Below are 25281 nucleotides of genomic sequence, written 5' to 3' on the forward strand. Positions count from 1 at the left end.
GGCAGTGCGAATTTTCGACCCAAGGAAAGGACTCTGCCGTTTTTTCTCTATGGCAGATTTTTCGCACTATTATCAGATGGGCAGGGCGGGTTCAATGCCCGCCCTTTCGCATTAACCACCCGCGGCTTCGGTGTCGGACATCGCGCTGACCAGCCGGTCGAGTTGCGGCGTGCAACCCTTTGCCATCAGCATATCGACCGAGTTTTCGGCGCTGTCGGGCAGCGGCCCCATCGGCGTGAAGCGGATGGTGACCGGCTTCGCAAGACCCGCGCCCGAAAGGCGGTAATCGACGCCATATTGGATCGGCATCGCTTCGGTCGGCCATTTGCGGAAATTCGCACCGGCGACGATCGCGACGGTCTCTGCCTTGTCGCCCTGCTCGATCTTGAGCAACTGGTCGGTATCCATGTTCGGCCGCCACAGCGTCAGCCGTTCGGGATCGGCGACGCAGAAGGTGCCGCCCTCGCGAAAATCGACGAGCCACAGGTTCGGCGCGCGAATATCGATCGGCACGGGTTCCGCCGCGCCGCGCGAAAATCCGCCGCGCGAGCGCATCGTCGGGCCGGTCGAAAGCATGCGCGTCACCGTCGCGCCCATCGACTGGCTGGCCTGGATGGTGCCGGTCGCGCCAAAGGTGCCCGGTCCCGACAGCGTGCGCGTCTTGCCCGCCTGCATCAGCACGATCTTGTCGCCCGAAACGAGCGTTAGCCGGTCGGTCGATTTGAGCTTGGTGCCGGTCGGATATTTGCCGGCGGACGGCCCCGTCGAGCGCACGACCATCGACTGCGCGGCGGCGGTGCCGGCAAAGGCGACCGCCGCGATGACGGCGGTGGTGGCCAGGCCGATGCGGCGCATCGTGAAATCAGGAAAGGACATAGCTTTCTCCCTTGTCAGTCTGGTTCAGGCGTTCGATCAGGAACATGATGGATGAATCCTTACCGAAGTCTTCGGTCAAGGCTGTGGCGGCGATCACATAGGCCTTTTTATCGCCCGCTGCGTGCGCCGCGACAAGCGCCGCGATGCGCGCGCGCTGTTCGGACGAAAGGTCGGGGCGCGGGGTCAGCACGTCGACCGGCTGCGCCCGGCCGCGCAGCGTGACGCGCCCCATCGGCACCAGATCCTCGCGGCCCGAATGCTCGGCCGCCTCGGTCGAAATCAGCACGCCGGTCTTCAGGCTCTTGTTCGCCGATTCGAGCCGCGACGCGGTGTTCATGCTGTCGCCGAGCGCGGTATATTGGATACGCCCTTCGCCGCCGAAATTGCCGACGATGGCGTCGCCGACGTGCAGGCCGACGCGGGTCATGCCGATCGGCGGGACATCCTCGCCGGCCAGGTCGACGCGGAAGGTCTCGCCCGCCTGATACATGGCGATCGCCGCCGCGGCGGCCTTTTCGCCATCGTCCGCGCGGCTGATCGGCGCGCCCCAGAACGCGACGACGGCGTCGCCGACGAACTTGTCGATCGTCCCGCCATGATCGAGCACGATGTCCGACAAACGGTCGAGATATTCGTTGAGCAGGCGCGCGACGGTTTCCGGCGTCGTCGCATGGCTGAGCTTGGTAAAGCCTTCGAGGTCGGTGAAGATGCAATAGATATTGCGCCGCTCGCCGTGGAGCGACAACTGATCGGGGTCGCGCATGATCTGCGCCGCGATGTCGGCGGGCAGATATTTGCCGAGCGCCGACTGCGCAAAGGCGCGCTGGCGCGACCCGATCGTGCGCGCGGCGGTGCCGACCGCAGCATAGCCGAGCAGCCAGCCGATCGCCCAGCCGAACGCGGGAAGGGTGGTGGTGTCGACATGGTGCCCCTGGAGCCAGAAGGGGAAAGCGGCGAAGAAGATCATCTGGCCAAGGAAGGCAATCGCGACCCAGCGCGCGCGCATGTCGATCAGGCTGGTAAGCCCGCCCGCGAGCACGACCAGCACCGCCAGCACCCAGAGCGACGGACCCGGCAGCGGATTGGACCAGTCGCGATCGAGTTGCTGCGCCAGCATATGCGCGTGGACCTCGAGCCCGATCATCGTTTCATGCAGGCCGGTAATCGGATCGGTGAAGCGGCTGAGCGGGGTGTTGAACTGGTCATTGTCGATCACGTCGCCGCCGATCAGGACGTAGCGGCCCTTGACCAGATCGGCAAAGGCGGCGCGCATATCGGCATCCATCGGGATCGCGAAAGTGTCGATCGGGATGTTCGCGAACACCGGCTCTTCCTGCCCCTTGGCGACCCGCGCGGGGACGAGGAAGCGGATATTGCCGCGATAATCGGCATGCGCCGCATCGACCGGCGCGAGCGCGTTCGCCATCAGCGGCGGCAATCCCTTGGGCCGGTCGGGCCAGTTGCGGATCACCCCGTCGCCGTCGGTGCGGAACAGCACGCTGGTCGGCTTCGTCGTCGCGGTCACGACCTTGGCGAGATAGGATTGGAGATATTTCTGCTGTTCGTAGAAGATGGTGTTGGGGTTGCTCGCCTGCTCGGCATAAGCGAGCCAGGTCGGCGTCTTCATCGCGCGAAGCTGGGCCTGGAGGAGCGCGTCGTCGGGGCGGGGCGAGTCGAAGACGATATCGATGCCGATCGCCTTTGCCCCCATCTGGTCGAGGTTGCCGAGCGCGTTCGCCAGGATCGTGCGGTCGAGCGGCGAGCGGATGCCCGAGTTGAACAAAGTCTGGTCATTATAGGTGACCATGACGATGCGCTTGTCCTGCCCGACATGCGGCGCCATCAGCGTCGCGCGCGCGTCGTAGAGCGCGCGCTCGGCGTCGCCGACGAGCGGCATCTGCCAGCTCAATCGCGCGAACAGCGTCGCGACGATCAGGAACAGGATCGTCGCCACCATGCGCGACGGGCCGAGCTGGGTCACCAGCCGGCGGAGGCGCTTGCGCAGCGGAACAGCGGTCCGCGCCGCCTCGGCAGCCGAAGTGTCGATCTGTCTGCTTGCCATCAGATCAGAGGGCCGAATGGCCCGCAGCCCCTTCCTTCTGCGCCGTCGTGGTGGCGCCGTGCAGCAGCGGCTGGCCGCCGTCGCCGATGATCGCGAAGCCCGCCCAATAATAGGGGTGCGAGGTGCGCTTGTCGTCCATCAACTGCGTTTCGCTCGCCCACAGGGCATCGGCGATGCTCTCCCCCTGCCGCGCGGCGAACAGGCCGCCGATCAGCCGCTTGGTCGCGTCGAAATCATCGGGCGCGGGCCAATGGCTGGCGATCACCGAGCGTCCGCCGGCGCCGATGAAGCTGCGAACCAGCCCGTCGAGGGCGTTGCCGCCGCCGCTCGCGACCCCGGCCTCGCGCGTCGCCGCGACGGTCGCGGCGCCCGCGGTGTCGCACGCCGACAGGATGACGAGATCGGCGTTGATCTTGAGATCGAAAATCTCCTGGAACGTCAGCAGGCCGTCCGAACCCTGGCCGCCGAACGAGGTGACCAGCGCGGGCCGGGCGGGGCAGGAGGGGTGCGGCGCGGTGACGAGGCCGTGCGTCGCGAAGTGGATGATGCGATAGTCGGAGAGGTCGCCGCGGTTCTTCACCGCGGTATCGGTGAAGGCTGCCCCGGTCAGCAGCGTCGCGGCGCCGCGGTCCATCGTGTCGCTCGCGGTGACGAGTTCGGCGGCCGAGATCGGCCGGCTCCACTGGCTGACGTCCCATTGGCAACTGCCGTCGACACCGCCGCCGGCGGCGCCGCGGGTGCCGAGCGAAGGCAGGACGCCGCCGCGCACCGGCAGATTTTCGCCGAGGCCGAAATATTCGCGCTTCGCGTCGGAGGGCGCTGCCTGCCGCGCGTTGCGGAACGACAACGCCGACACCGCGGTGCTCGGCCGCGTCGACCGGCCGAGCCAGGCGATGCCCCGCATGTCGAAGGCGTCGGCGGTCGGGTCGCTCAGGCGCTGCTCATAGGCCGCGAGCCCGGCGTCGGAGGTGATCAGCAGGTTGACCGGCAGTCGCAGCATCGCGCCGTCGGGCTCGAAGATCAGATGTTGCACCCCCGGCAGCCGGTCGGCGACGGGGGCAAAGAGCTGCGTATAGAGTTTGCGCGCGGTGGCGGCGTCGAAGGGATAGGTGACGCGCTTGCCATTTTCGACGATCGAGATGGTCGAGCGGATCGTGTCGACCGCGGTCTCGAGCCCCTCTGCGCTGATGTCGCTGCGCCACAATATCGCGTCGCCCTGACCGATCAGCATCGCATAGACCGAATCGCCGACGACGAGCATCTTCAGATAGGCCTCGTCGGGGCGCAGCACCCGTTGCAGCTCGGCAAGATCGAGCTTGCCCGACGCGACGACGCTATATTGCGGATAGGCGCCGAGCTTGGTGACCGTTTCCGCCTGCTGGAACGACAGATTGTCGAGCTGGATCTTGAGGTCGGCGCGCATCGCGTCGACCTCTGCCGTCTCGGGCAATTGCGCGAGCCGGGCATCCTCGATCCGCGCGCGCTCGACGTCGCGGTTCAGCGTCGTCGCCTGACGGAACAGGCGCGCGCCATCGTCGCTGCCCGCCGACAATTCGCGCGCAAGGAGCGCCTGGGTGTCGGCGACGCCGGGCCGGACCTGGAGCTGGCTGGCGACGAAGAAATCCTCCGTCGCCTTGGGATCGGTCGCGGCGCGGCTGGCGAGCAGGCGGTAATAGGGCGCCATCATGTTCGCCATGCCGGTGGTCGAACGCTGCGAACTGGCGAGCGCGCCGACGACATCGTGATAGATGGCGAGCGCCTTGTCGTCCTCGCCATGACGGGTGAGGAAAGCGGCGTAGCGCGCGCGCGCCGAAGCGAGCGCATTGGTTTCGGGATATTCGACCGCGAGCGCGCCGATCGATTCCTGAAAGCGCGCGTCGGCGGCGCTGTTGTCGCCGAGCGCCTCTTCGCTGAGCGCCAGCTCGCCGAGCATCTGCGAGCGCAGGCGGACGATCGAGGTCACGCGCCCGTCGCGCACCGCGAGCGCGTCGGCCAGCCCCTTGAGCTGCGCTGCCTTCGCGGCTTTTGCGTCGCCGCGCAGCCGCTCGACCGTGCCGAGCAGATGGACCGCCTGCGCGTCGATGATCTGCGCGCGTTCGGCCGGGGTCAGCCGCTCGCGGTCACCGCCCTGGCGCACCGCGCGGGCATTGGCGCCGCTGTTGACCCCCGCGACGATCTCGGGGGTCAGCGTGACCGCGTCGCCATCGACCTTGACCTCGTTGACGAGCGGCGGAATCGGGGTTTCGAGCAGCGCCTCGGCGCCGCCATAATCGCGCTGGTTGAGCGCGTGGATCGCACGGAAGTTGCGGCGCAGGCGAAGCTGGACCGGGTCGCTGGTCGGAATCGCCTCGACCTCGCCGAACAGGCGATCGGCTTCGGCGAATTCGCCGAGGTTCGAGCGCTGGAGCGCGCGATTGAGCGTGAATTCGGTCGGATCGATGCCCGCGGCCGCCTGTTCGTCCTCGGTGCGCAGCGACAGCGCTTCGAAAAATTCGGCCGCCTCGGCATAGTCGCCGGCATGGTTGCGGCGATATCCCTCGGCCAGCGCCTTGTCGACGTCGATCGTCCCCGCGAGCGTCCGCGCAAAGCCGTCGCCGCCGCCGACCGAGGTCGTCGCGACCTTGATCTGGCCGGGCGCGACCTTTCTTTGCCGGATCGATTCGAGGGCAAGGGTCAGCGCGTCGCCATAAGCGGCGAATCCCTCGACCGCATAAGCGGTGTTGCCGTCGGCCTCGATCCGGGTTTGCCACGCGACATGGCTGTCCTTGACCGTGCAGGCGCCGTCGGCGGCGCAGTCGATGGTTCCGGCGCGCGCCGCCTCGATTCGGGCGCGGGCCTCGTCGGCGTTCGCGCGCAGCATGCGGACCGTGCCGACGGGCTGGCTGGCATCGCGGCAGACGATCACCCAGGCGCGGTCGAACATGCCCTTGATCACCGGATCGCGGAGCGTCGCCTGGACTTCGCACAGAGCCCCGCCCTGGTCGCCGATCGAAAAGCTGTCGCGAAGCGTCGGGTCGTCGGGTTGCGCCACGGCGGGGGGCGATAGCCCCGCGGCGAGCGCAGCCAGAATCGGCACGAAAAACGGACGTCGAACGGTCATCACCAATCCCCCAAAGACGAGCTTCGACGCGCCATGCCTGCGATGTCGGGGGCATGGCGCAGTCTATACGCTGCGGTACGACCCATTCCCGTCGCCGCGGACCCTAAACCCTTCGTCTGCAAAAGGGAAGTGATCTGCCGCACAGCCGCCTTGCGCGCCATGGCGGGGTAACCTATCTGGGAAGGACAATTCCATTCCGGTGAGGACAAGATGAGCGCATTCGACGATCGTAAACGGGCCGAGGAAGCGAAATATGTGCGCGACCAGGACGTGCTGTTCCGCATCACGGCGCGCCGCAACCGGCTGGTCGGCGAATGGGCCGCCGAACGCATGGGCCTGACCCCCGAAGAGACCGACGCTTATGCCAAGGCGGTGGTGCAGGCCGATTTCGAGGAAGCGGGCGACGAGGATGTGATCCGCAAGCTGGCGGGCGACCTGACCGCCGCGCAGGTCGAGATCAGCGACGCCGAAATCCGCGCCGCGCTCAACGAAAAGAGCGCCGAGGCGCGGCGCCAGTTCATCGACAGCGAGAATTGAGGCCGATCCGATGGGCATGCGCGAGGATGAGCTGAAGACGATGATCGAGGCGGCGCTTCCGGGCGCGGTCGTGACGATCACCGATCTGGCGGGCGACAACGACCATTATTCGGCGCATATCGTCAGCGAATCCTTTCGCGGCCTGACCCGCGTCGCGCAGCATAAGGCGGTCTATGCCGCGCTCGGCGGACGCATGGGCGGCGAACTTCATGCCTTGCAATTGACCACCGTCGTTCCTTCATAGGGACAAGACGCAATTTTTTCGGCGCGCCGCGCCACCGGAGACTTTGAAATGAGCGAGACCGCCACCCCCCAAGCCACTGGCGACCGCATTGCGAAGCTGGTCGCCGACCATCCCGTGCTGTTGTTCATGAAGGGCACGCCGCTGTTTCCGCAATGCGGCTTTTCGTCGCGCGCGATCGCGATGCTCGACCGCCTCGGCGTCGAATATGACACCGTCGACGTGCTTCAGGACATGGACGTCCGCCAGGGGATCAAGGAATTTTCGGACTGGCCGACGATCCCCCAGCTTTATGTGAAGGGCGAATTCGTCGGCGGCAGCGACATCATGATGGAGATGTGGGAAGCCGGCGAACTGCACCAGTTGATGGACGGCGTTCCGACGCGGGCGGAATAGGCATTGGCGACCGGGCGCTTTGCAAGCAGCCTGTTGCTTTTGGGTCCATCGCTGCTCTTTTTTGCTTCGTCATCCTGAATTTGTTTCAGGGTCCACGGCCTGCCTTTGCCACCCATGCAGCGCTGGACGCGCGTTCAGGCCATGGATGCTGAAACAAGTTCAGCATGACGAGGCATGGGGTTCGGTTCTCTGCCGAAATTATTAGGGATCGGAGCGTCGATTGTAACGTCTCGACGTCCGGCTTCGTATCTGGGACATATCGCTCGTCGAAGCCTGTGGAGGCGTAGCGCGTCATGATCCTTTTCCTTCTTGCCTATCTGGGCGGTGCGCTGACGATCGTCAGCCCGTGCATCCTGCCGGTGCTACCCTTCGTCTTTGCGCGCGCCGATCAGCCGTTCGCGCGCAGCGGGCTGCCGCTCCTGCTCGGGATGGCGATCACCTTTGCCGGGGTCGCGACGCTGGCGGTGGTCGGCGGCGGCTGGGTCGTTCAGGCCAATGCCTATGGGCGCGTCGCGGCGCTCGTCGTCCTCGGCCTGTTCGGGCTGCTGCTGTTGTTCCCGTCGCTCGCCGACCGCGCGACGCGGCCGCTGGTCGCGCTGGGCGCCCGGCTGTCGCAAAATACCGCGGGGCCTGCGCGCTCGACCTTCCTCTCCTCGCTGCTGCTTGGGGTCGCGACCGGGCTTTTGTGGGCGCCGTGCGCGGGGCCGGTGCTCGGCCTGCTGCTGACCGGCGCGGCCTTGCAGGGCGCGAGCGCGCAGACGTCGCTGCTGCTGCTTGCCTATGCGCTCGGCGCGGCGACGTCGCTCGCGCTCGCGCTGCTCGTCGGCGGGCGCGTGTTCGCGGCGATGAAGCGGTCGATCCGCGCCGGCGAATGGCTGCGCCGGGGGTTGGGCGCGGCGGTGCTGGCGGGGGTGATCGCGATCGGGTTCGGCCTCGACACCGGGCTGCTGACCCGGCTGTCGCTCGCGAGCACGGCGCGTTTCGAGCAGTCGCTGCTCGACCGGCTGCACCCCGAAGGCGCGATGCCGAAGGCGATGCCGGGCGCCGATGCGCTGGCCGACAAGGGGCCGTTTCCATCGCTCGCGGGGGCGACCGGCTGGATGAACTCGCCGCCGCTGACGGCCGAGGGGCTGCGCGGCAAGGTCGTGCTGATCGATTTCTGGACCTATTCGTGCATCAACTGCCTGCGCACGCTGCCCTATGTGAAGGCGTGGGACGCGAAATATCGCGACAAGGGGCTGGTCGTGATCGGGGTGCATACGCCCGAATTCGCGTTCGAGCGCGATCCCGCCAATGTCCGCAAGGCGATCGCCGACCTTGGCATTCCCTATCCGGTCGCGCTTGACAATCGCTATGCGATCTGGCGCGGCTTCGACAATCAATATTGGCCCGCCCATTATTTCATCGACGCCAAGGGGCGGGTGCGCGCCGCGCGCTTTGGCGAGGGCCATTATGCCGAATCCGAACGGATCATCCAGCGGCTGATCGCCGAAAATGGCGGCGCGGTGGGGACGATGGACGCGGTCGAGGTCGCCGCGACCGGCGTCGGCGAGGCCGAAAGCGCGCGCAAGGACCGCTCGCCCGAAACCTATGTCGGCTATGCCCGCGCGGCGAATTTCGTCTCGCCGGGCGGCTTCGTGCGCGATGCGCGGCACGATTATGTGCTGCCCGCGCTCACGCAGCGCAACGATTGGGCGCTTGGCGGCGCGTGGGTCGTCGGCGGTGAGCATGCGGTGTCGGCGGCGCCCGGCGCGCGCATCGCCTTTCGCTTTCGCGGCCGCGACCTGCACCTTGTCCTCGGCGCCGCCGACGCAAAGGCGCCGGTGCGCTTCCGGGTGACGATCGACGGCAAGGCGCCGGGCGCCGATCATGGCCTCGATGTCGATGCGGCGGGGAATGGCGTGGTGACCGGCCAGCGGCTCTACCAGCTCGTGCGCCAGCAGGGACCACGCGAGCGCAGCTTCCAGATCGAATTTCAGGATCCCGGTGTGCAGGCGTTCGCCTTCACCTTTGGCTGATATCCGGCGGCTGATGGAAAAGCATCCGGGGGGCGGGGCCTGATGGCCGCTCCGCCCCCCGTCTGCATCGGGGGCAAGTGGGGGTTGTCCCGGTGGGGGCAGGGGGCATCAGGGACCAGACCGATGCCCCCCACCGCTCCATATGAGCGGAACACTCGGGAACATCCTATACCATACAAGGGCCGTGCCAATTCGCCGCTGCCGCGGGTTTCGGGGCCGGACGCTGGTTAGCGAATCCTTACCGCGCCATGGGGGTGTCAAAAATCCCGACACCCGCGCGACGCCAGCGATTGGGGGCGCGCCTCGATGCTTTTTCGCCCCCGCGCCCTTTTCCTTTGGCGGGGGGAATGCCACATGGGATGGATGAGCGAAGACAAGCCCTGGCCCGACACGATCCGCGCCGGCGAGTGCGAGCAGCACGAGCCGCTGGTGCGCCGCGTGCTCGCGCCCAATCCGTCGCCCTATACCTTCACCGGCACCCAGACCTGGATCGTCGGCGCGGGGAGCGACGTCGCGGTGATCGATCCGGGGCCGACGGGATCGGGGATGAGCATCGGCGATCCGCCCGACGCCAACGGCACGGGGCACGTCGATGCGATCCTGCGCGCGACCCAAGGTCAGCGCGTCGCCGCGATCCTGTGCACCCACACCCACCGCGATCATAGCCCCGCCGCCGCGCCGCTCCAGGCGGCGACCGGCGCGCCGATCATCGGCTGCGCGCCGCTCGCGCTGACCGACGACGGGCCGCGCGCCGACTCCGCCTTCGATCCCGACTATGCCCCTGACCATGTGCTGGCCGACGGCGAGCGCGTCGCGGGCGACGGCTGGACGCTCGAAGCGGTCGCGACGCCGGGGCACACGTCGAACCATCTCTGTTTTGCGTTGGTCGAAAGCGGCGCACTGTTCACCGGCGACCATGTCATGGCCTGGTCGACCAGCGTCGTCAGCCCGCCCGACGGCGACATGGCGGCCTATATGGCGAGCCTGTCGAAGCTTTATGAGCGCAGCGACCGCGTCTATTATCCGGCGCACGGTCCCGCGGTGACCAAGCCGCGGCAGCTTGTGCGCGGCATGCTGGGGCACCGCAGGCAGCGCGAGCGGCAGATATTGCGCGAACTGGAAAAGGGCGCGGCTGTGATCCCGGTCATGGTCGGCCATATGTACAAGGGGCTTGATCCGCGCCTGACGGGTGCGGCCGGCCGTTCGGTGCTGGCGCATCTGCTCGACCTGAAGGCGCGGGGACTGGTCCGCGCCCACGAAGAGCAATGGGAGCTTGCATGATAGTCTCGCTGATTCTGGCCGCCGCCGCGGGAGCCGTCGTGCCTGCGCCCGGTCCCGTCGTCGCGCTGGTGGCGGAGGAAGGGACGAGCCAATGCCTGCCCGACCACAGCCTGTGCCTGGAGGTCCCTCCGGTCGAGGACGGCGATGCGGGCGAAGCCGTGCTGCGCGTCGCCTCGCCCGGCGCCGCGACCGCTTCGCTGGCGCTGCCCGCATTCGCCGAGGCAGAGACGGTGGCGCTTTGGCCGAGGCTGATCCGGGCGAAGGGCGGCGAGGGCGCGCCGCGCTACCTCGTCGGCATTCTCAGCGGGCAGACGAGCATGTATTCGGGCGGCGGCGGTTCGGCGTCGCAGCTCCACCTTCTCGAACTGAGTGCGGCGCCCGGCGCGGCGCGGCTGGGCGGCGAGGCGCTCGAACTGCCGTGGGACGGTTCGCTGATGATCCGCGCCTGCTTTTCCGAGCAGGACAGCAAGGATCGGCTGGAGGCGTGCCACGACGAATATGAATTCGGCGCCGATCTGACGGCCGCTACCGCGTCGGGCGATGCCGTCTTTCCCACGCTGACCTATCGCGCCGTCGCCACCGCCTTTCCGCGCACCTCGCGCCGGTCACAGGATAATAGCGCGACGAAGCTGAAGCGCGCCGATCTGGTGCACGCCGAAGACCCGGCCTGCACCTATGATCGCGTGCTGCGCTATGATGCGGCGACGGCGCGCTATGCCATGGACCGGGCGGCGCCCGATTGTTCGGATTATACGACACCATGACCGACAGGACCGACCCCTCTCCCGCCCCGCGCCTGTTGCCGCGCCTGATCCTGCTCGCCGCCGCGGCGCTGCTCGCGCTCGCCGCGTGGTGGACGGTGTCCGCCTGGCGCGACTGGCAGCGCGGCTATGATCCCCAGACGGTGGTCGCCGCGAGCTTGCAGGGGTTGCAGGAACAAAATGTCCTCGTCCCCTTTACCGCGCGCTATGTCGCGGTCGTGACCTCGACGCAGGCGCGCCTCGGGCTGGAGGCGAAAAAGACGCTGATCATGCCGGGAACCGTGCGTTACGAGCTCGATCTCGGCAGCCTGAAGCCGTCCGATCTCGACTGGGACTCGGGCGTCAACGCGCTGACCGTCACGCTGCCGCCGCTGCGCCTCGCCGGGCCGGAAATCGATATCGACGCGATCAGCGAATATCGCGACGGCGTCATCCTGCTGACGCTGACCGACGCCGAAAAAACGCTCGACGCCGCGAACCGCAAGGCGGCGCAGGCGGAACTGATCAAGCAGGCGAGGGGGACGACCCCGATGCGGCTGGCGCAGAATGCCGCGCGCGTGGCGATCGAACAGAGCTTTGCCATGCCGCTGAAGGCCGCGGGGATCGACGCCAAGGTGACGGCGCGTTTCGCGGGCGCGCCGCCGCGCTGAATGCCGCTTTCCGTGTTCGTGCCCATGCTGTAAGATAGCGCAGGGTGCGGCCGGAGGGGGCGTGGCATGGCAACGATTGCGCAGGAGCCGCTCGTCGCGGCCGAAAAGGATCGTTTTTATTTTTGTACCGCGGTGGCGATGGCATTTGTCGTCGTGGCCGGCTTCACGACGCAATTGGTGATGGGGCGATCCACCTTTGCCGTGCGGCCTCTGGTCCATGTCCATGCCTTCGTCTTCATGGGCTGGGTGGCCCTTTTCGTCACCCAAAGCTGGCTTGCATCGCGCGGGTCCGCTGCGCAGCACCGCCAACTCGGGCGGATCGCCGCTGCGTGGGTTCCGTTGATGATCCTCATGGGGTTCTGGCTCACGATCGACGTCGTCCAGCGCGGAACGGCTCCCTTCTTTTTCCAGCCGCAGCATTTCCTCGTCGCCAATCCGATCGGTGTGCTGTGCTTTGGGGGCGTGGTCGCGGCGGCGTTCCGTCTGCGTCGGCGGAGCGACTGGCGCATGCGCCTTCAGATTTGCGCCATGGCGGCGATCATGGGTCCGGCGTTCGGGCGGCTGCTGCCGATGCCCCTGCTTATTCCCTATGCGTTTCAGACGGCGGTTCTGTTCGGCCTGCTGTTTCCGCTGACGGGAGCGCTGCGCGACTGGCAGCGCGATGGGCATGTTCATCCGGCCTGGTGGTGGGGCATGCTGGGCGTCGTCGCGGTGATCCCGATCGCGCAACTTGTCGCCTTTTCCTCGTTTGGCGATGCTCTTTATGCCTCGGTGACCGCCGGTCATCCGGGTGCTGCGATCCCGGGCCTTGCCTTCGCATCGCCGCCGCCCATGTAGGGAGCGGCGAATTGCCCTGCCGCCGGTCGCGGTGTAGGGGGTTCGCCAAGGCCAAAGCCACATAAGGAAACGCCATGACTGCTCCCATCCGCGAGTCTCTCTCGGGCCTCGACCTGCGCGCCGAAATCGACCGCCTCCGCAAGGACCGCAACGCCGTCATCCTCGCGCATTATTACCAGAAGCCCGAGATTCAGGATCTCGCCGATTTCGTCGGCGATTCGCTCGAGCTGTCGCGCAAGGCGGCGGACACCGACGCCGACGTCATCGCCTTTTGCGGGGTCAAGTTCATGGCCGAGACCGCGAAGATATTGTCGCCCGAAAAGATCGTCGTGCTGCCCGACATGGATGCGGGGTGCAGCCTCGAGGACAGTTGTCCGCCCGAACAGTTCAAACGTTTCCGCGACGCGCACCCCGATCATATCGCGCTGACCTATATCAATTGCTCGGCGGCGGTGAAGGCGCTCAGCGACGTCATCGTCACCTCGTCGAGCGCCGAGACGATCATCAGCCAGATCCCGCCCGAGCAGAAGATCATCTTTGGCCCCGACCGCCACCTCGGCGGCTATCTCAACCGCAAGTTCGGGCGCGACATGCTGCTGTGGCCGGGCGTGTGCATCGTCCACGAGGCGTTCAGCGAAACCGAGCTGCTGAAGCTCAAGGCGCAGCATCCGGACGCGCCGGTCGCGGCGCATCCCGAATGCCCGCCCTATATCATCGACCATGCCGACTATGTCGGGTCGACCAGCGGCATCCTGCAGTTCGCCAAGACCTTTGCCGGCGACACGCTGATCGTCGCGACCGAGCCGCACATCATCCACCAGATGGAAAAGGCGCTGCCCGAAAAGAGCTTCATCGGTGCGCCGGGGGCCGACGGCAACTGCAACTGCAACATCTGCCCCTATATGGCGCTCAACACGATGGAAAAGCTCTACCTCGCGCTGCGCGACCTGCAGCCGCGGATCGAGATGGACGAGACGCTGCGCCTGGGCGCGAAGAAAAGCCTCGACCGGATGCTCGAGATGGCGTCGGGGACGGTGGGGAAGGGCGATTTGGGGCGGGCTTGAGTCGGCGTCCGACGACTCAGCCGCCTGTCGATACATCCGAGTCGCGACGGCGATTCGTTTGGTGCGATGCAGCAATCGAATCCGAAAATGCTGCGCGTCTGTTACAAAAATGCTGCGCGGAATCCGCTTGTTGCTAATGCCGGACTTATCCACAAGCGTGGAGGATGTGGGCGGGTTTTACGCGCTTTTTCTGTTGGCGGCCGGGCCGGTTCGTGACAGCTTCCAATCATCGGACGACAGAGACGTCGGATCACCGGAACCCAAAGGGTGGTTGCAAGACCAGCCGGACGGAAACGGACCGAACCGACGAGGACATCGACCGATACCCGATCACGGAACGCCGCGATTCCCACGAGTTGAGGTGGACCCGATCGGACAGGAAACGCAGTCCATCGCTTCGGAAGAGCGACTGCTTCGGCAGAGACTCGGACAAGATGATGAAGGGCTTTCCAGGTGAGGCCGGCCCCCGCAAGGGGGCCGACCGAACCATCGCCGGATCGTTCCGGCGCCAGCGGCAACGCCTGGTTGCGGTCCCTTGGCCGAAAGGTCGATGGAGCGAAACGGCGCGGAGCGCAGCGCAGGGGGAAACCGGATAGTGGGGGTTGGCAGCGATGCCGACCCCCATTTCGCATGCGCCCGGCGCGCAGCAGTGTTCCTGCGATCTTTTTCGCGGTCGCCCGCAAAAATCTTCCCTCAAAAACCGCCTCCTGTGATGTCGGTCACACCGCGGTCGGCGAAGCCTGCCTATCGCCGTCGTTGCGACCCGGAACAGTTCCCCGACCGGAACTGATCCTCCTGTCCCGGCCGCGCCCTTCGGGGCTGCGGCCGGGAACCTTTCGCAGCCTTCTCGCATTATTCCTTCATCGGGCGAGCGACGCCGGGGTCCGGCCTCGCTTGCGCATTTCGGTTGCTGCCGGGTGCGTCGTCCGGTTGCTTCGGGTCCGGTCGGTTCGGGCCCGCTTGGTTCGGGAAGGAAGGATCATGCGAGGATTCGTCATCGCCCCGGTCGTCGTCGGCGGCCCTGGATGAACCCGCCGACCCCCGCCGCGCGATCGCCGCCATTTCGCTAGGCGATTGCAGATATTTAGGTTAGCATCGACCCGCCTGTCCCATCAGGCGCCATAATGATCATAGGGGGTCATAACATGATTGATTTCATTATCGCACTCGTCATGGGCGGCATCATCGGCTGGCTCGCCAGCATCGTGATGCGCACCGATGCCCAGCAGGGCATCTTCCTCAACATCATCGTCGGTTGTATCGGCTCGATCCTCGGTCGGCTGCTGCTCGGCGGTGTCTTCGGCGGCGGCCATTTGCGCGGCGACGCCTTCGATTGGCGAACGCTGGTGACGGCCTTCATCGGCGCGATCATCCTGCTCGCCATCGTCAACCTGATCCGGCGCGGCAGCGTGCGCTGACGGAAAAGCCGGCGCTCCGGTCCGATCCGGGCCGGGTCCGGGTGAAATGGGGGCGGTCGACCTGGGTCGGCCGCCCCCATTTTCATGAACGCAAACACTGGAAATCATGGGCCGGCTTCTCTATGGCGCGGCTCCCTGGGGGATGGGGAAGCGGCAATCCATCGCCTCTTGCGCGCGGTGATTTAATAGGGTAACACACCTTCAGAGGATATCCTGCCCCGCGGGCCGGGCGCTTTGCCGACGGCGACGCGCGAACGGTGGCCGCGGACGGCGGAGGGGACGTGGCGTGAACTACGAACGGAAAGTGGATTCGATGGACAGCCTGGCGGGGACGCAAAGCTTTTACGAAGAGACGGACAATCGCCGCAAGCGGACGCGGCTGATCGTCGCCGTCGTGCTGATCGTCCTGGCGCTCGCGGCGGCCTGGTTCGCCTTTTCGAGCGTCAAGGGCGACGGCGCGGCGCCGGCGGGCGGCCCCGGAGCGCAGGCGGTTCCCCATGTGACCGTCATGATTCCGGGCCGCGTGCCGGTCGTTGCCGCGATCGCGGTGAACGGCACGATCGCGGCGCGGCGCGAGATGCCGGTCGGCATCGCGGGCGAGGGCGGGCAGGTGGTTCGCGTGCTCGTCGAGCCCGGCCAGTGGGTCGGCGCCGGGCAGACGCTCGCCGTCCTCGACCGGTCGGTGCAGACGCAGCAGGCGGCCAGCCTGTCGGCGTCGATCAAGGTGGCGCAGGCCGACGCCAATCTGGCCCAGTCTGAACTCGATCGCGCGCAGGCGCTGGTCGGCCGCGGTTTCATCTCGAAGGCCGATCTCGACCGCAAGCGCGCAACCCGCGATTCAGCGAACGCGCGCGTCCGCGTCGCGCAGGCGCAATATCAGGAAGCCGTCGCGCGCAACGGCCGGCTCAACATCGTCGCGCCCGCGGCGGGACTGGTGCTGACGCGCCAGGTCGAGCCCGGTCAGGTCGTCGGCGCGGGCGCCGGCGTCCTGTTCCGCATGGCGAAGGGCGGCGAGATGGAAATGCTCGCGCAGCTTGCCGAAGCCGACCTCCAGCGCGTCAAGATCGGCACCCGCGCGACGGTTACCCCGGTTGGCAGCGACCTGAAGATCGCGGGCCAGGTGTGGCAGGTGTCCCCGATCGTCAACATGGACACGCGGCAGGGCACGGTGCGCATCGCGATTCCCTATAGCAGCGCGCTGCGCCCCGGCGGCTTTGCCGACGCGCGGCTCGTGGCGGGCTCGGGCGAGGCGCCGCTGCTTCCCGAAAGCGCGGTGCAAAGCGGCCCCGAGGGCAATTTCGTGCTGATCGTCGGCAAGGACGACAAGGTCGAACGGCGCGCCGTGAAGGTCGGCACGGTCACCGACGGCGGCGTGTCGATCGCATCGGGCCTGGCCGGTACCGAAAAGGTCATCGTGCTCGCGGGCGCTTTCCTCAATCCCGGCGACAAGGTGAAGCCGGTGTTGCAGAAATCCGCGCAGTAAGCAGCACCAACCGCAAGTGCAGGAACCGCTAGTGCCAAGGGCGTTCGAACCATGAGCTTTCGCAATATTTCCGCCTGGTGCATCCGCAATCCGGTGCCGCCGGTCGTGCTGTTCATCCTGTTGCTGCTGGCCGGCGTCGTCAGTTTCAACCGGATGGACGTGAACGATCAGCCGGACATCGAATTCCCGGCGGTGCAGGTCATCGTGGTGCAGCCCGGCGCGGCGCCGTCCGAGCTGGAGACGCAGGTAACCCAGCGCATCGAGGCCGCGGTGCGCAGCGTCAGCGGGGTCGACGAGCTGTCCTCCTATGTCAGCGAGGGCAACAGCCGGACGATGGTGCAGTTCGCGATCGGCACCCCGATCGACCGCGCCTATAATGACGTCAACCAGGCGGTTCAGCAGATCCGCAGCGACCTGCCCGACGGCATCCTCGAACCGCAGGTGGTGCGCGTCGACATCGCGGGCGGCCCGATCACCTACTTCTCGGTCGAGGCGTCCGACATGACGCTCGAACAGCTGAGCTGGTTCGTCGACAATACGGTCGCCAAGGAATTGCTGTCGATCCACGGCATGGCGAAGGTCAGCCGGTCGGGCGGCGTCGACCGCGAAATTCGCGTCATCCTCGATCCCGCGCGGATGCAGAGCTATGGCCTGACCGCCAGCCAGGTGAACCAGGAACTGCGTCAGACGAACGTCAACGCCGCCGGCGGCCGCACCGAGATCGCGGGATCCGAACAGGCGGTCCGCGTCCTCGGCAACGCCGCCAGCGCCTTTGCGCTTGGCGAGACGCGCATCGCGATCGGCAATGGGCGGACGATCCGGCTGGGCGACGTCGCGAAGGTGACCGACGGCTATGCCGAACAGCGCAACCTTGCGAAAATTCGCGGCAAGCAGGTGCTGTCCTTCTCGATCGAAAAAGCCAAGGGCGCGTCCGACGTCACCGTCCATGACGATGCGATGAAGAAGCTGGCGGAGATCAAGAAGGCCAATCCGAAGGTCAATTTCAAGATCCTGTTCACGCGCACCGAATATACGAAGGAACAATATCGCAGCTCGATGGCGGCGATGATCGAGGGCGCGGTGCTGGCCGTCGTCGTCGTCTTTCTGTTCCTGCGCGACTGGCGCGCGACGCTGATCAGCGCGATGGCGATCCCGCTGTCGGCGATCCCGACCTTCTGGTTCATGGACCTGATGGGCTTTTCGCTGAACAGCCTGTCGCTGCTCGCGCTCAGCCTGGTGGCGGGGGTGCTCGTCGACGATGCGATCGTCGAGATCGAGAATATCGTCAGACATATGCGAATGGGCAAGACCGCCTATCAGGCGTCGATCGACGCCGCCGACGAGATCGGCCTCGCGGTCGTCGCGACGACGATGTCGATCGTCGCGGTCTTCCTGCCGGTCGCGCTGATGCCGGGCATTTCGGGACAGTTCTTCATCCAGTTCGGAATGACCGTCGTCTTTGCGGTGCTCGTCAGCCTGGCGGTCGCGCGCATGATCACGCCGATGATCGCGGCCTATTTCCTGTCGGCGCAAGGCGCACAGGAGCATGCCTCGGGGCCATGGATTCACCGCTATGAGCGCATCCTGGCGTGGACGCTCGACAATAAGAAGCATCACAGGGTGCGCGCACAATATGAACCCGAGCCGACGCGGCTGGTCTATCTGACCGTCCCGCTGGTCGCGGCGGCGCTCACCGGGCTGATGATGGTGTTCAGCTATTTCCAGCCGGTTCCGCTGGGGCAGGATGGCCCCAATCCGGCGCTGCATTTCCTGCTGAAAACCCCGTTCATGATCGTCTTCGCCTATCTTGTGGTCGGACTGCTTCAGATCATGGTCGGCGCGCTCGCTTATGCGGCGGGCATGCGCGAATGGGCCTTTACCCGCTGGGCCGCCTTCATGGCCCGACGCGCCTATGCCCGATTGTTCGACCATCGCGTCTGGATCGTCGGCATCGGGGGCGCGGCGTTCGTGCTGAGCATCATCCTGTTCGCGACGCTGCCGCAACAGTTTCAGCCGACGATCAACAGCGATTTCAGCCAGATCAAATATGAACTGCCGCCGGGCTCGACGCTGGCGCAGAGCGAGGCGATCGTCCGGCAGATCGGGGCGATTATCGACGACAATCCAGCCGTCGAAACGGCCTTTTACGATGTCGACGTCGGCGGCGGGAACGCCTTCATCACGCTGAAGAAGCATCGCGAGGTCAGCAGCGTCGAATGGGAACGCGGATTGCAGCCGAAGCTGGCGGCGATCCCCGACGCGCGCGTGACCTTTCAGAGCCAGTCGGGCGGCTTTTCGGGCCGCGACATCACGATGGTGATCGGCGGCGACGATCCGGTGCAGCTCGAAAAGCATGCGTTGAAGATCGTCGGCGAGATGAGCAAGGTCAAGGAAGTGCGGTCGCCGCGCATCGAAGGCGACATTCCGCGACCCGAGATCATCGTCAACCCGCGCATGGACCTGGCCGCCGAACTCGGCGTCACCACCTCGGCGCTCAGCCAGACGATCCGCATCGCGACGCTGGGCGACATCGACCAGAATGCGGCGAAATTCTCGCTGTCCGACCGCCAGATCCCGATCCGGGTGCTCTTGTCCGAGGATTCGCGCCGCAGCCTGGCGACGATCGAGAATCTGCCGGTGCCGACCTCGCGCGGAACCACCGTGCCGCTGAAATCGGTTGCCGTGATCGGCTTTGGCGCCGGGCCGACCGAATTGCGCCGCTATAACCAGACGCGGCGCATCGTGATCGGCGCCGACCTGGCTCCGGGGCTCGTCACCGGTGATGCGCAGAAAAAGATCGACGCGCTGCCCGCGGTCAAGACCATGCCGCAGGGGGTCCGCAAGATCGTTCAGGGCGATGCCAAGTGGCAGGCCGAGCTGATCCAGAATTTCGTCATCGCGGTGGTGTCGGGTCTGCTGCTCGTTTTCTCGACCCTGGTGCTGCTCTATCGCCGCTTCCTGTCGCCGCTGGTCAATATGTCGTCGCTGCTGCTCGCGCCGCTCGGCGGATTGCTGGGCCTTCTGATCACCGGCACGGAAATCTCGATGCCGGTCTATATCGGGCTTTTGATGCTGCTCGGCATCGTCGCGAAAAACTCGATCCTGCTCGTCGATTTCGCGATCGAGGAGATGGATCATGGCATCGAGAAGGGCGAAGCGCTGCTCGACGCGGGGCGCAAGCGCGCGCAGCCGATCGTGATGACCACCGTCGCGATGGTCGCGGGCATGGTTCCCACCGCGCTGTCGCTGTCGGGCGATGGCGCATGGCGCGCCCCGATGGGCATCGTCGTGATCGGCGGGTTGATCCTGTCGACCCTGCTGACGCTGTTGATCGTCCCCGCGGGCTTCAGCCTTGCCGACAGCATCGAGAAACGGCTCGGCCGCTTTTTCTCGAGCAATCTGCTCACCTATCGCAAGGGTGACGATAGCAAGCCGCACGGCGCGCCAAAGCCGCACGCGGCCGAATGATGGAGGGCAGCCGGCGCCGCGCCTGGCCGCGCCGGTTGCAACCTTCCGCGCGTTTCGCCATTTGACAGGCATGACCGACCGCGCTTTCCCCCGGCCGTTGGGCATTGCCGTTCCGACCGGCGGGCTCAATATTCGTATTTTTGCGACGGGCCTGCTCGTCGTGATGGCGGCGATTTTTTTCGGCGCCCGCTATTATCAGGACGCGCACCCCGCGATCGGCTTTGTCCGCGCCTTTGCCGAGGCGGCGATGGTCGGCGGGCTTGCCGACTGGTTCGCGGTCACCGCTCTGTTTCGCCACCCGATGGGCATCCCGATCCCGCATACGGCGATCGTGCCGCGCAACAAGAACCGCATCGGCGACACGCTCGCGCGCTTCCTGCTCACCAATTTCCTGCTGCCGCGCCTGATCGCGCGCAAGATGCAGACGCTCGACGTCGCGGGCGCGGTCGGCAAATTCCTGTCGCAGCCCGCCGAGGGTGGTGGGCGGCTGAGGCTTGGCGCGTCGCGGATCATCGCCGACGCGCTTGGCGCGCTCGACCAGCAGCGGCTGGGCGGCATGGTCAAATCGGCGATCGCCGATCGGCTGCGCGAACTCGACGTCGCGCCGCTGCTCGGCCAGGCGATGCAGGCGGCGCTCGCCGAGGGGCGGCACCAGCCGTTGCTCGACGCGATGGTTCAATGGGGGTCGAAGACGCTCGAACTCAACGAGCATCTGATCCACCAGATGGTCCATGACAACAGCAATGCGATCGTCCGCTTCACCGGCCTCGACGAAAGCATTTCGAACCGCATCGTCGCCGGGCTGTCGAAGCTGCTCGGCGAAATGGCGGGCGACGAGACGCATCCGCTGCGCATCCGCGTCGAGGAAGGGCTCGCCAAGATGGCGCTCGACCTTCAGAACGACCCCGAGGTGCAGGCGAAGGTCGCGACGGTGCGCGACGAACTGCTGGAGAATAAGGCGGTCAAGCGCTGGCTCGACGGATTGTGGGAGCAGGGGCGCGGCGCGCTCCTCAAGGCCGCGCGCGATCCCGAAACGATGCTCGCGGGGCGCATCGGCGAACTCGTCACCCAATTCGGCGCGATGTTGGGCGAGGATGTCTCGATCAAGCGCACGCTCAACCGCTATGCGCGCCGCGCGGTCGTCGGCATGGTCGATAGCTATGGCGAGACGGCGCTGAAACTCGTGTCGGACACGATCCGCGGCTGGGACGCCAAAACGATCACCGACCGGCTGGAAAATGCGGTCGGCGACGACCTGCAATATATCCGCATCAATGGCACGCTGGTCGGCGGGCTGGTGGGGGTGGCGATCCACGCGGTGGATGTGTTGCTGTAAACCGCCGCCCCCGCGCAGGCGGAGGCCGCCATCGGCGTAGCGCAAGGCTGCCGGCCCCCGCCTGCGCGGGGGCGACGGTCATCGGCAGGCGGCCAATCCCTCGCGAAAACTCGGATAGCGCGGGGTCCAGCCGAGCAGCCGCTTCGCCTTGCCGTTCGCGACGCGGCGGTTTTCGGCATAGAAGGCGCGCGCGGCGGGGGACAGGTCCGCTTCGTCGAGCGTCCGCAGCGGCGGCAACGGCGCCGCCAGCATCGCGCAGCCCCATTCGACGAGCCGGTTCTGGTGGCAGGGCTCGTCGTCGGCGAGATTGTAGAGGCCCGCCGGCCCGCCGAACGACGCGATGACGCCGCCCGCGATATCGTCGACATGGATGCGGCTGAACACCTGTCCGGGCAGGGCGATCCGGTGCGCGCGACCTTCGCCGACGCGGTCGAGGATCGAGCGGCCGGGGCCGTAAATGCCGGGAAGGCGAAACACGCGCGCATCGCCGCGCAGCGCCGCCCAGGCGGCGTCGGCGGTGTTGCGGTCCGGGCGGCGGCCTTTGACCGGCGCGCTCTCATCGACCCACGCGCCGCCGGTGTCGCCATAGACTCCGGTCGAGGAGAGGTAGCCGACCCAGGTTGCGGGCGCGAGTGCGATCGCTTCGCCATAGCGGGCCAGGACCGGGTCCGCGCCGTCCACCGGCGGCACCGACGACAGAATATGCGTCGCCGACCGCAGCGCGCCGAGCACCGCGCTCGTATCGGTAAAGGCGATGCTGTCGCCGCGCCCGTCGCGCGTCGTGCCCGCAACGTCCCAGCCGCGCGCGCCGAGCCGGTCGGCAAGGCGCCCCGCCGCATAGCCCATTCCGAAAATCAGCATCTTTGCCATCGCCGCCCTTATTGCGCGCTTCGCGGCGCAAGCCTAGGATAATGAACAAACCTTTTTCCGTTCGTGCTGAGTTTGTCGAAGCACCGTTCTTCCTTCGGAGTCGCAGAAGGAGAGAACGGCCCTTCGACAAGCTCAGGGCAAACGGTTCTTCTTCAAGGCATCTCCCGCGCATGACCGACGCTTCTTCCTCTCCCGCCATCCCCGTCACCATCCATCGCGGCGACTACCGCGCGCCCGAATGGCAAATCCCCGATATCGCGCTCGATTTCGCGCTCGGCATCGACCAGACGCGGGTGCGGTCCGCGCTGTCGGTCGTCCGCCATGCCGATACGCCGGTGCCGCTGACGCTGCGCGGCGACGGGCTGACCGCTGCGGCGGTGCGCGTCGATGGCGAGAGCTGGAACGACTGGCGCATGGAAGGGCCCGACCTGATCGTCGACCTTGGCGACCGGACTGCCGCGACGGTCGAGGTCGATACCGTCATCGATCCGGCGGCGAACACCCAGCTCATGGGGCTTTACGCGTCGAACGCCATGCTCTGCACCCAGTGCGAGGCCGAGGGGTTTCGCCGCATCACCTTCCACCCCGACCGCCCCGATGTGCTCAGCCGCTACAAGGTGCGGATGGAAGGCGACAAGACGCTTTTCCCGATCCTGCTGTCGAACGGCAATTGCGTCGCGTCGGGCGAGGGCGAGGGGGGCCGCCATTGGGCGCTGTGGGAAGACCCGTGGCCGAAGCCCTCCTATCTCTTCGCGCTGGTCGCGGGCGACCTCGTCGTCAATCGCGACCATTTCACCACCCTGTCGGGGCGCAAGGTCGAGCTCGGCATCTGGGTGCGCGACGGCGACGCGCCGCGCACGCACCACGCGATGCAGGCGCTCAAGAACAGCATGGCGTGGGACGAGCGCGTCTATGGCCGCGAATATGACCTCGACCTGTTCAACATCGTCGCGGTCAGCGATTTCAACATGGGGGCGATGGAGAATAAGGGGCTGAACATCTTCAACACCCGCTACATCCTCGCCGATCCCGACACCGCGACCGACATGGATTATGACGGGGTCGAGGGGGTCGTCGCGCACGAATATTTCCACAATTGGTCGGGCAACCGCGTCACCTGCCGCGACTGGTTCCAATTGTCGCTGAAGGAGGGTTTCACCGTCTTTCGCGACCAGAGTTTTTCGGCCGCGATGGGATCGCCCGCGGTCAAGCGGATCGAGGATGTCCGGCTGCTCCGCGCCGCGCAATTTCCGGAGGATGCCGGGCCGCTCGCGCACCCGATCCGCCCCGATAGCTATCAGGAAATCTCGAACTTCTATACCGCGACCATCTATAACAAGGGTGCCGAGATCATCCGCATGATGGCGACGATGATGGGGGCGGAGCGCTTTCGCAAGGGCACCGACCTTTATTTCGAGCGCCACGACGGCGAAGCCGCAACGTGCGAGGATTTCGTGCGCGCGATGGAAGAGGGCGGCGGCATCGACCTCGCCCAGTTTCGCCGCTGGTACGAACAGGCGGGGACGCCGCGGCTGCGGCTGGCGCTGGTCGAAGAGGGCGGCGACTGGTTCCTCGATGTCGCGCAGACCGTGCCGCCGACGCCGGGCCAGCCCGACAAGCAACCCGCGATGATGCCGCTGCGCATCGCCGCCTTTGCGATGGACGGCAGCGGCGCCGCGCTGCCCGACACGCTGGTCACGCTGACCGATGCCACGCAGCGCATCGCGCTCGGCGCCTTTGCGGCGCGCCCGGCGCTGTCGGTCAATCGCGGCTTTTCGGCGCCGGTGATTGTCGATTGCGAGCGCGCGCCGGGCGAACTCGCCTGGCTCGCGGCGCACGACGACGATCCGTTCGCGCGCTATGAGGCGTTGCAGCAACTGATGCTCGACACGCTCGTCACGGCGGTGTCGGGCGAGGCGGCGGACAATCGTGCGGTGATCGACGCCGTCGCGCTGACGCTGGCCGGGCGCGCCGCCGATGCCGCTTTCGTCGCCGAGGCGGTGCTGCTGCCCAGCGAAGCCTTTATCGGCGACCAGATGGTCACCGTCGATCCCGACGCGATCCGCGCCGCGCGGCTGGCGCTGCAGGCGGCGATCGGCGCCGCGCTCACCGGCGAATGGCGCGCGATCCTGTCCGAAGCGCCGCCGCCCGCGACCGAGCTGACCCCCGCCGCCAAGGGGCGCCGCCGGCTGCGCGGCGTCGCGCTCGCCTATCTAGCCGCGACCGACATGGCCGACGTCCCGGCGCTGGCATTTGGCATCTTCTCGACCGCCGACGGCATGACCGAGCGACAGGCCGCACTCGCGACGCTGGCGCACGGCGACAGCGACGAGCGGGTGGCGGCGCTCGACATCTTCTATCAGCGCTATCGCGACAATCCGCTGGTCCTCGACAAATGGTTCCAGGCGCAGGCCTGGTCGATGCGGCCCGACACCGTCGATGCGGTAAAGGCGCTGGCCGGGCATCCCGATTTCACGCTGGCGAACCCCAACCGCGTCCGCGCGCTTTACGGCGCGCTCACCGGCAACCAGGCTGCGTTCCATCAGGCCGACGGCGCGGGCTATCGCCTGATCGCCGACCTCGTCATCGCGCTCGATCCGAAGAACCCGCAGACCGCGGCCAAGATGATCCCGCCGCTCGGGCGCTGGCGGCGTTTTGACGAAGCGCGCGCGGCGATGATGAAGGCCGAGCTGGAACGGATATTGGCGCAGCCCGGCCTGTCGCGCGACACGACCGAGCAGGCGAGCAAGAGTTTGCTGGGGTAGGGCGGCTGTGGGGTGGGAAGCGGCCGTTGAAGGATGGCGCTGATGTCCCCTCCCGCGTGCGGGAGGGGCAGCGAGACTTACGAACTTTGTTCGTTAGTCGCAGCGGGGTGGGCCATTG

General features: G+C 66.7%; 18 protein-coding genes. 14 read left to right on the plus strand and 4 right to left on the minus strand.

What is annotated here, in order from left to right:
* Window positions 1-111 precede the first annotated feature (111 nt).
* From CVO77_RS17505 to CVO77_RS17515, 3 genes are read right to left on the minus strand one after another with little or no spacing between them, the layout of a single operon-like run.
* The gene (locus CVO77_RS17505; protein ID WP_106000156.1) at window positions 112-876 is read right to left on the minus strand and encodes a hypothetical protein; all 765 of its coding nucleotides are present in this window, start codon (window positions 874-876) and stop codon (window positions 112-114) included.
* Window positions 863-2938, minus strand: coding sequence for an adenylate/guanylate cyclase domain-containing protein (locus CVO77_RS17510; protein WP_106000157.1), 2076 nt, complete (start codon window positions 2936-2938; stop codon window positions 863-865). The genes CVO77_RS17505 and CVO77_RS17510 overlap by 14 nt, the downstream gene beginning before the upstream one ends.
* A 4-nt stretch (window positions 2939-2942) precedes the next feature.
* Window positions 2943-6038: a CHAT domain-containing protein gene (locus CVO77_RS17515; RefSeq protein ID WP_106000158.1), complete on the minus strand. Its 3096-nt coding sequence runs from the start codon at window positions 6036-6038 to the stop codon at window positions 2943-2945.
* Between the two features lie 210 nt (window positions 6039-6248).
* Here CVO77_RS17515 and CVO77_RS17520 point away from each other — a divergent pair, with 210 nt between their 5' ends.
* From CVO77_RS17520 to CVO77_RS17585, 13 genes are all read left to right on the plus strand, one after another.
* Entirely contained in the window at window positions 6249-6575 is a 327-nt protein-coding gene (locus tag CVO77_RS17520; protein WP_106000159.1) for a DUF1476 domain-containing protein, read from the plus strand.
* A 10-nt stretch (window positions 6576-6585) separates the two neighbouring features.
* Window positions 6586-6819 carry a BolA/IbaG family iron-sulfur metabolism protein gene (locus CVO77_RS17525; protein WP_106000160.1) on the plus strand — a complete coding sequence of 78 codons (234 nt, stop codon included), beginning with the start codon at window positions 6586-6588 and terminating at the stop codon, window positions 6817-6819.
* 48 nt (window positions 6820-6867) lie between these two features.
* The gene (gene grxD / locus CVO77_RS17530; protein ID WP_106000161.1) at window positions 6868-7212 is read left to right on the plus strand and encodes a Grx4 family monothiol glutaredoxin; all 345 of its coding nucleotides are present in this window, start codon (window positions 6868-6870) and stop codon (window positions 7210-7212) included.
* Between the two features lie 293 nt (window positions 7213-7505).
* Window positions 7506-9230, plus strand: a complete 1725-nt coding sequence (locus tag CVO77_RS17535; RefSeq protein ID WP_106000162.1) for a cytochrome c biogenesis protein DipZ — start codon at window positions 7506-7508, stop codon at window positions 9228-9230.
* 363 nt (window positions 9231-9593) lie between these two features.
* Window positions 9594-10511, plus strand: coding sequence for an MBL fold metallo-hydrolase (locus CVO77_RS17540; RefSeq protein ID WP_106000924.1), 918 nt, complete (start codon window positions 9594-9596; stop codon window positions 10509-10511).
* Window positions 10508-11275 carry a hypothetical protein gene (locus CVO77_RS17545; protein WP_106000163.1) on the plus strand — a complete coding sequence of 256 codons (768 nt, stop codon included), beginning with the start codon at window positions 10508-10510 and terminating at the stop codon, window positions 11273-11275. Before CVO77_RS17540 ends, CVO77_RS17545 begins: the two co-directional genes overlap by 4 nt.
* Complete coding sequence (locus CVO77_RS17550) at window positions 11272-11922, plus strand: DUF4230 domain-containing protein (protein WP_106000164.1); 651 nt, start codon at window positions 11272-11274, stop codon at window positions 11920-11922. Before CVO77_RS17545 ends, CVO77_RS17550 begins: the two co-directional genes overlap by 4 nt.
* Window positions 11923-11988: 66 nt before the next feature.
* Complete coding sequence (locus CVO77_RS17555; protein WP_242446004.1) at window positions 11989-12759, plus strand: hypothetical protein; 771 nt, start codon at window positions 11989-11991, stop codon at window positions 12757-12759.
* A gap of 74 nt (window positions 12760-12833) precedes the next feature.
* On the plus strand, window positions 12834-13823 hold the full coding sequence (nadA, locus tag CVO77_RS17560) for a quinolinate synthase NadA (RefSeq protein WP_106000165.1): 990 nt from the start codon (window positions 12834-12836) through the stop codon (window positions 13821-13823).
* A gap of 1145 nt (window positions 13824-14968) precedes the next feature.
* On the plus strand, window positions 14969-15241 hold the full coding sequence (locus tag CVO77_RS17570; protein ID WP_192878842.1) for a GlsB/YeaQ/YmgE family stress response membrane protein: 273 nt from the start codon (window positions 14969-14971) through the stop codon (window positions 15239-15241).
* A gap of 286 nt (window positions 15242-15527) precedes the next feature.
* Complete coding sequence (locus CVO77_RS17575; RefSeq protein WP_420822518.1) at window positions 15528-16724, plus strand: efflux RND transporter periplasmic adaptor subunit; 1197 nt, start codon at window positions 15528-15530, stop codon at window positions 16722-16724.
* 51 nt (window positions 16725-16775) lie between these two features.
* Window positions 16776-20192 carry an efflux RND transporter permease subunit gene (locus tag CVO77_RS17580; RefSeq protein WP_106000168.1) on the plus strand — a complete coding sequence of 1139 codons (3417 nt, stop codon included), beginning with the start codon at window positions 16776-16778 and terminating at the stop codon, window positions 20190-20192.
* A 70-nt stretch (window positions 20193-20262) separates the two neighbouring features.
* Window positions 20263-21528: a DUF445 domain-containing protein gene (locus tag CVO77_RS17585; protein WP_106000927.1), complete on the plus strand. Its 1266-nt coding sequence runs from the start codon at window positions 20263-20265 to the stop codon at window positions 21526-21528.
* Window positions 21529-21606: 78 nt separating this feature from the next.
* Here the strand turns inward: CVO77_RS17585 and CVO77_RS17590 are convergent, their stop codons facing one another.
* A complete protein-coding gene (locus tag CVO77_RS17590) occupies window positions 21607-22398 on the minus strand; it encodes a Rossmann-fold NAD(P)-binding domain-containing protein (RefSeq protein WP_106000169.1) in 792 nt (263 codons plus the stop codon).
* A gap of 170 nt (window positions 22399-22568) precedes the next feature.
* Between CVO77_RS17590 and pepN the strand changes: the two genes are divergently transcribed.
* Window positions 22569-25163 (plus strand): aminopeptidase N, encoded by a 2595-nt coding sequence (gene pepN, locus CVO77_RS17595; protein ID WP_106000170.1) that lies wholly within the window; start codon window positions 22569-22571, stop codon window positions 25161-25163.
* Window positions 25164-25281 lie beyond the last annotated feature (118 nt).

The organism is Sphingopyxis lindanitolerans (genome assembly GCF_002993885.1).
GTDB lineage: Bacteria > Pseudomonadota > Alphaproteobacteria > Sphingomonadales > Sphingomonadaceae > Sphingopyxis > Sphingopyxis lindanitolerans.

Coding starts and splice junctions, on each gene's coding strand:
- CVO77_RS17525 (WP_106000160.1), top strand. CDS start 6,586: ATGGGCATGCGCGAGGATGAGCTGAAGACGATGATCGAGGCGGCGCTT.
- grxD (WP_106000161.1), top strand. CDS start 6,868: ATGAGCGAGACCGCCACCCCCCAAGCCACTGGCGACCGCATTGCGAAG.
- CVO77_RS17570 (WP_192878842.1), top strand. CDS start 14,969: ATGATTGATTTCATTATCGCACTCGTCATGGGCGGCATCATCGGCTGG.
- CVO77_RS17550 (WP_106000164.1), top strand. CDS start 11,272: ATGACCGACAGGACCGACCCCTCTCCCGCCCCGCGCCTGTTGCCGCGC.
- nadA (WP_106000165.1), top strand. CDS start 12,834: ATGACTGCTCCCATCCGCGAGTCTCTCTCGGGCCTCGACCTGCGCGCC.
- CVO77_RS17555 (WP_242446004.1), top strand. CDS start 11,989: ATGGCAACGATTGCGCAGGAGCCGCTCGTCGCGGCCGAAAAGGATCGT.
- CVO77_RS17545 (WP_106000163.1), top strand. CDS start 10,508: ATGATAGTCTCGCTGATTCTGGCCGCCGCCGCGGGAGCCGTCGTGCCT.
- CVO77_RS17585 (WP_106000927.1), top strand. CDS start 20,263: ATGACCGACCGCGCTTTCCCCCGGCCGTTGGGCATTGCCGTTCCGACC.
- CVO77_RS17590 (WP_106000169.1), bottom strand. CDS start 22,398: ATGGCAAAGATGCTGATTTTCGGAATGGGCTATGCGGCGGGGCGCCTT.
- CVO77_RS17540 (WP_106000924.1), top strand. CDS start 9,594: ATGAGCGAAGACAAGCCCTGGCCCGACACGATCCGCGCCGGCGAGTGC.
- CVO77_RS17580 (WP_106000168.1), top strand. CDS start 16,776: ATGAGCTTTCGCAATATTTCCGCCTGGTGCATCCGCAATCCGGTGCCG.
- CVO77_RS17505 (WP_106000156.1), bottom strand. CDS start 876: ATGTCCTTTCCTGATTTCACGATGCGCCGCATCGGCCTGGCCACCACC.
- CVO77_RS17535 (WP_106000162.1), top strand. CDS start 7,506: ATGATCCTTTTCCTTCTTGCCTATCTGGGCGGTGCGCTGACGATCGTC.
- CVO77_RS17520 (WP_106000159.1), top strand. CDS start 6,249: ATGAGCGCATTCGACGATCGTAAACGGGCCGAGGAAGCGAAATATGTG.
- CVO77_RS17515 (WP_106000158.1), bottom strand. CDS start 6,038: ATGACCGTTCGACGTCCGTTTTTCGTGCCGATTCTGGCTGCGCTCGCC.
- CVO77_RS17510 (WP_106000157.1), bottom strand. CDS start 2,938: ATGGCAAGCAGACAGATCGACACTTCGGCTGCCGAGGCGGCGCGGACC.
- pepN (WP_106000170.1), top strand. CDS start 22,569: ATGACCGACGCTTCTTCCTCTCCCGCCATCCCCGTCACCATCCATCGC.